Annotated in this window: 4 protein-coding genes and 1 pseudogene; 4 read left to right on the forward strand and 1 reads right to left on the reverse strand. The window is 73.7% G+C overall.

Annotated elements, in window-relative coordinates; translation table 11 throughout:
- Window positions 1–719 (reverse strand): GntR family transcriptional regulator (locus HCN52_RS11990; protein ID WP_376767120.1); only part of this gene is annotated, 719 nt, incomplete at its 3' end.
- Between the two features lie 288 nt (window positions 720–1,007).
- On the opposite strand from HCN52_RS11990, the pseudogene HCN52_RS26385 reads away from it, so the two are divergent.
- From HCN52_RS26385 to HCN52_RS12010, 4 genes and pseudogenes are all read left to right on the forward strand, one after another.
- Window positions 1,008–1,247: pseudogene (locus HCN52_RS26385) on the forward strand (hypothetical protein); the annotation flags it as partial.
- An 11-nt stretch (window positions 1,248–1,258) separates the two neighbouring features.
- Complete coding sequence (locus tag HCN52_RS26390; protein ID WP_168088413.1) at window positions 1,259–2,710, forward strand: serine/threonine-protein kinase; 1,452 nt, start codon at window positions 1,259–1,261, stop codon at window positions 2,708–2,710.
- A 165-nt stretch (window positions 2,711–2,875) separates the two neighbouring features.
- Window positions 2,876–3,085, forward strand: coding sequence for a helix-turn-helix domain-containing protein (locus tag HCN52_RS12005; protein WP_167934489.1), 210 nt, complete (start codon window positions 2,876–2,878; stop codon window positions 3,083–3,085).
- Window positions 3,086–3,235: 150 nt separating this feature from the next.
- Window positions 3,236–3,334 (forward strand): 30S ribosomal protein bS22, encoded by a 99-nt coding sequence (locus HCN52_RS12010; protein ID WP_003948845.1) that lies wholly within the window; start codon window positions 3,236–3,238, stop codon window positions 3,332–3,334.
- The last annotated feature ends 307 nt before the right edge of the window (window positions 3,335–3,641 follow it).

Genomic DNA, 3,641 nt, shown 5'->3' on the forward strand with positions numbered 1-3,641 from the left:
GCGCCGGCGGGGCGCTCCCCGCCGGGCAGGCCCGCCGACCCGGCACGGGCGGCGAGGTCGGCCGCGGCCGCGAGCACGTGGTCGTGTGCGGCGCGCACCAGCGCACCGGCCTCGGCGTCGTCGTGGCGTTCCACCGCGTCGGCGAGCTCGAGATAGCCGTCCCACAGCAGGGCGGGGACCGACGAGGCGCAGGGGCCGTCCGCCGCCTGCCGCAGCTGCGGCACCAGGAAGGCCCAGCACTGCGCGCGCAGTCGGTCCAGGAACTCGGCGATGTACTGGTTGGCCCGCAGCGCGGTCAGCTCGCGCCAGAACCGCAGGTCGTAGCCGACCAGGATGTCCAGGTCACCGGCGCGCGCCGCCTGGCCGGAGGCGGCGGCCCTGCGCCGTATCGAGGTGAAGGCGTCCGGCGGGTAGTCGGGCGGGGGCCTGCACGCGTCGGCGACCGGGAGGCCCTCGCGCACGACGGCACGGGCCTCGATCATCTCGCGGAAGTCGGTGAGCGTGTACGAGCGCACCCGGAAGCCGCGGTGCTGCTCCACCAGGAGCAGCCCCTGGGCCGAGAGGTCGAGCAGTGCCTCACGGGCGGGCGTCGTGGAGACGCCGTAGCTCTCGGCGATCTCCCGCACGGTGAACTCCAGGCCGGCGACGAGTCGTCCGGCCAGAACCTCCTCGCGGAGAGCGCCGGTGAGCTGCTCGCGCAGAGTGCTGCGTCGTATCACCTCGCTCACTCTACTCACTCGAGATGGACAGGTGGTGGGCAGAGCGACAGCACGCAGTGAGGGGACGTATCCCCCCGTACCGTCCTGAAGCCATCGGGGAGGACGTCATGGCACAGCGCAACAGCCGTGATTCCAGGGGCAATCGGGACGGAGCGGTGCTACGCGGTTCCGGTGCCGAGAAGGGTGCGCACCCCGCGTTCCCGGGCGTGGCGCGCCGCACGGCGCATCTCGCGGTGCAGGACACGTTCGCCGACCGGGAAACCGGCCACGCCACCGCCGAACCGGCCCGCAACGGGGTACGGCGGCGCGGACCGCTACTGCGAGGCGGACGTCGTCACCGACGGCGACCTGATCACGGCGGGCCCCACCGCCCCGAAGGCGTTCGCCCGGGAGATCCTGCGCCCGCCGCCGGTGGCGGGCCCCGCCGAGGCGGTGTGTGACCCCCGCGGGGAACCGGTCACGGTCCGGTTGCTGTCCCCTCAACCGAGGCGGCCGGGCGCATATCCTCAGGCCGGCACGGGGCAGTGAGGGGACGGCAGATGAAACCGCTCGGACCGGCGGATCCCGGACACGTGGGCCAGTACCGACTGCTGGGACGGCTCGGCGCGGGTGGCATGGGGAGCGTCTACCTGGCGCGGTCGGCACGCGGACGCACCGTCGCCGTGAAGCTGGTGCAGCCGGAGCTGGCCCGGCAACCGGAGTTCCGCGAGCGGTTCCAGCGGGAGGTGGACGCCGGGCGCCGCGTCGGCACGCGGTGGACCGCGCCGGTGCTGGACTGCGACACCGGGGCCGAGACCCCGTGGGTCGCCACCGGTTATGTGGCGGGGCCCTCGCTGCACGAGGTCGTCGGCTCCGGCACCGGCCCGCTGCCGCCGCGCAGCGTCGCGGCGCTCGCCAACGGTCTGACGCAGGCGCTGGCGGACATCCACGCCGCGGGCATCGTCCACCGCGACCTCAAGCCCTCGAACGTGCTGGTCACCCTGGACGGGCCGCGCGTGATCGACTTCGGCATCGCCCGCGCGGTGGAGGCGACCGGCGCGGGACTGACACGCACCGGTTCGGCGGTGGGGTCGCCGGGGTTCATGTCGCCGGAGCAGTGCCGGGGCGAGGACGTGACCCCGGCCTCCGACGTCTTCTGCCTCGGCTCGCTGCTGGTGTTCGCCGCGACCGGGCGCACACCGTTCGGCGACGCCCACAGCGCGATGCACGTCCTGATGCTGCGGATCGTGCAGGACCAGCGCGACCTGACGGGGGTCCCCGAGGAGCTGCTGGAGCTGGTGGAGGCCTGCCTCCGGCCGGACCCGGCGGACCGGCCGAGCCCGCAGCGGCTCGCGGAGCTCACCGCGGCGGGCGACGTCTGGGCGGACCAGGACGGCGAGCCGTGGCTGCCCGGCGCGCTGATAGCCAGACTGGGCAAGCACGCCGTCGGACTGCTCGACTCCGAGGACCCGCTGCACGCACCGCCGTTGCCGCCGACGCCCCCGGCGCCGCCGAGCCCCGCGTTCCCCCCGCCGGCCCCGCCTGTGACCCCGCCTGTGACCCCGCCCGTGCCCCCTCCGCCGGTCCCGCCCGTGCCGCCTGCCGGCGCGCCCTCGGCGGCAGCGGCCGGCGCCTACGGCCACCCGGCCACTCCCCCGGGCCGCTACGGCTACCCGGCCGCGCCTCCCGTGCCGACCACCGCGCCCGCCACGCCGCCGCCGAGCGCCCCGCCCGCGCCCGGCGCGGCGGCCACCGCGCCGGCCGCGGGTGATTCGTGCCGGTTCGCTCCCGCTGGAACGACGAGGTCGCCGACGATCCCGCGACGCTCGAACGACCGTCCGTGCCGCGGTAGGGCAGCGAGAGCGAGGAAGACGGTGCAGGTCAGTGGGGGTGTCGCAGCGGCCGCGGCGCCGTGGGCGCGGGCGGCGGGTGACCGCGGGGTGCTCGGCGGCGGTGGACCCCGTCAACGCGCTGGGTCAAGGGGGCACATGCCGCTCCGCGACGACCGTTGACGCGAGACCTTCCCAACAAGGTGCATCTGTAACGGGAAATGACATGTTCAGCACCTCTTCCCCACTTGCCACAGCCGCACCTACCCTGAGTCCGAGCGCATGCGAGTGGAGTTCACCGGAGGGGAAGCCGGTGTCCGCTATGCGCAGAAGGTCAAGGTGTGAAACATGGCTGCTGGTGAAAGACTTCTGAGTGAAGCCAAGTTCCTGACCGTGGCAGAGGTTGCCGCGGTCATGCGCGTGTCGAAGATGACCGTGTACCGCTTGGTTCACGCCGGGCAACTGCCCGCGATTCGGGTGGGCCGGTCCTTCCGGGTCCCCGAGCAGGCGGTGCACGAGTACCTCAGGGAATCGTTCGTGGGTGTCGAAAGCGCCTGACGTCCGGTAATCCCGCTCGGGGCCCGCTGCGGGTGCCTCGGCACCACCCTCGATTAACCGCCTCGGCTCGATGCCGGGTAGTCTGGCCTGATGTAGGTCGTGTGGGCTCGGACGCCCCGCACCGAGTAATCGACGTGAGCGAGGGTAGTCGTGGGCTCTGTTATCAAGAAGCGGCGCAAGCGGATGGCGAAGAAGAAGCACCGCAAGCTCCTGAAGCGCACGCGAGTTCAGCGTCGCAACAAGAAGTGAGCGAACGCCGCTGAAGGCCCCTCCCACCGGTTGGTGGGAGGGGCCTTTGCCTGTGCCGCCCCCGCCGGCCCCTCCGCACCCGGTGGGGCCGGTGAGGGGCGGGCGGGCGCGGCGTCCCGGCCGCGGCGCGGTTGTGGTCTCTCCCCGTATCGCGCCGTGGCCGCGGCGATGATCACGAAGGTTGCACCGCGGCCTCGGTCGCATTATCCGAACAGCGCCTCGCGGAGCGGCTGTTGGAGTTCAGCGCCGGCGCGACAGGCAGGCGGGGGGGGGGGGGGGGGGGGGGGGGGGGGGGGGGGGGGGTGAC

Origin of the sequence: Streptomyces bohaiensis (assembly GCF_012033785.1) — a bacterium.
Classification (GTDB): domain Bacteria; phylum Actinomycetota; class Actinomycetes; order Streptomycetales; family Streptomycetaceae; genus Streptomyces; species Streptomyces bohaiensis.

Bases quoted from the DNA above. Each gene is read 5' to 3' on its own strand.
- HCN52_RS26390 (WP_168088413.1), top strand. From the start codon at position 1,259: ATGAAACCGCTCGGACCGGCGGATCCCGGACACGTGGGCCAGTACCGA.
- HCN52_RS12005 (WP_167934489.1), top strand. From the start codon at position 2,876: ATGGCTGCTGGTGAAAGACTTCTGAGTGAAGCCAAGTTCCTGACCGTG.